Source organism: Rhodovulum marinum (assembly GCF_004343075.1).
Lineage (GTDB): Bacteria > Pseudomonadota > Alphaproteobacteria > Rhodobacterales > Rhodobacteraceae > Rhodovulum > Rhodovulum marinum.
Genome location: NZ_SLXP01000033.1, coordinates 1 through 1,927 on the forward strand (window position 1 = coordinate 1; position 1,927 = coordinate 1,927).

The 1,927-nt window shown below is 56.9% G+C and carries 1 protein-coding gene and 1 tRNA gene; both read right to left on the reverse strand.

Annotation, left to right across the window (positions count from 1 at the left end; all coding sequences use genetic code 11):
• Window positions 1–357: 357 nt before the first annotated feature.
• Window positions 358–1,380 (reverse strand): hypothetical protein, encoded by a 1,023-nt coding sequence (locus EV662_RS19295; protein ID WP_132466522.1) that lies wholly within the window; start codon window positions 1,378–1,380, stop codon window positions 358–360.
• Window positions 1,381–1,838: 458 nt separating this feature from the next.
• Window positions 1,839–1,915, reverse strand: a tRNA-Met gene (locus tag EV662_RS19300).
• Between the last annotated feature and the right edge of the window lie 12 nt (window positions 1,916–1,927).

Genomic DNA, 1,927 nt, shown 5'->3' on the forward strand with positions numbered 1-1,927 from the left:
CCATCCGGAGCCGCTTCGCCGGCCACACCAGCCGTAGCGCCAAGACCCCTCATGCACTAAGACTGAAACCGGACCACTTCATCGGGGCAGGTCACGGCTTGGGAGCGCCAAGCCGCGCCAGTTCCAGAGCCATTACAGATGCTTCGCGACTATGTTGCTGCGCTTTAGTGTTTGGGTCAGCGGATTGACGGTAGGCACTTGATATCGAGTACGCTACCTCTTTGTCTGTACATCAACGCCCACAATCGAAAAATTGCAGTGCAGGATATCGACCTAAACTTAACTTCAGCTTTGAGGCGCTCCCCAGCAGTATCGCGGTTGATAAAATTGTGCCCTCGAGCGGAGTTGCTCAGTAGTTCACGGCTCCTTTCTTGGCCCCACCACCCGCACTGGCAATTCCCGATCTGCAGGTTTACCACGCTTGTGCGCGCGAACCCGCACCACCTTACCATTCGAATAGCGCCTTTCATGTTCGGCAACCCAGTGCTCCGTCGGCGACACGCGGCCTGAAGCTTGCGCCGCCTCGAACCGACGCCGCGCATTGCGCTCGGTGAGGTGCCGTTCGCCAGCAGGTCCAATCCGGATAGTGACGTGCGACCGGAGTGTCTCAGTCATCCATGCCTTGCCGAATTTCCGAGCCGTCTTCGCCTGCGCGGTCGAGAGGCTTTGAACTTCTTGCGATATCAGATCGTTCTCGCGCGCGGCAAGCGCGGCAAAGAGCATGAAACCGATCACCATCTCATAGGTTAGATGACCTTTATGCTCCTCTAAGAGGTCTCTGACTTCAAGTTGGCGGTCGCCGGAGCCAAACTGCATAAGCGCGGAAACAACGTTTCTCTGAATCTGCCAGCTCGCGTTGTCGAAGCAGGGGCGACCACATTGCGACTTGGTCAGAACCAGGGTCACAGGCGAATCAGCGAAGCTGCGATCGGTCATTGCGGAGAAAAGTCGGACAGTCAGCGTGTCCGGAGACCGATTGTCGAACAGGAAACCCCGCTGATGCCAGTTATTCAGTTCCTTTTTGCTCATTGTTGATAGACCGCGCTCCATGCGGTCCACCCAGAGGCTTCGGCTGTCGTATTCGACCCAGACCAAGCCCCGCGGAAAGTCAACCTCGCGCACATAGTCTTGGATGTGGGCTTCCGGCCGACTCTCCCAAGGCATACCCTGGACATCCATTCGCAACGTGTCGAGGTAATTCGCAGCGCGGTGGTCGAGCAGATATATCCGTGCCGCCGCGAGATCGTCGAGCACAACCTGCCTGTAAGCGCGGGTTTCCTCTGTCGGAACTATTCGACCCACGGGATCGTATTTGTCGTCGGTGTGCCCGGCTTCAAGATAGCGCCCGTACTTTAAGGCGATTGTCTTGTAGAGGATCATTGTGTGAACTCAGAACAGTAGTAGACACATTTGGTTATCTAGACCGCCGCCTTTCCTTTTACGTTCTTGGGCAAAGCACACAAGCACTCGGCAACAGATTTTTGACGAGCTAAAACTTTGAAAAGATAAAGGTCTCGCCGTCAGGCAAGCAGCACGATTGCCAGCAGATCAATCTACTTTGGGCATGGGGAAGCTGCGATGCGGCATGTCTTTCTGCTACAAGCGCCCACCTGGGGCCGTTGTTCCCCCGACTTATCCGGTGCGCTTGGACTTCCTTGGTCGCGTCCGTTGGGTGGAGGGCAGGTGACGCTTTCGCGGACATGTGCCTGCGTGCCGCTTGCTTGGGGAGTCCTGGCGTCTCAGGCACCTTTACGTAGCACCGTTGTAGCACCAAGGGCCGCGCACGCGGGTGCCGCCCTTGCGAGCGGCGCTTAAGTATCTGTTCGGTGGTGATTTTTTGGTTGCGGGGGTAGGATTTGAACCTACGACCTTCAGGTTATGAGCCTGACGAGCTACCGGGCTGCTCCACCCCGCGCCATTGGTCCCA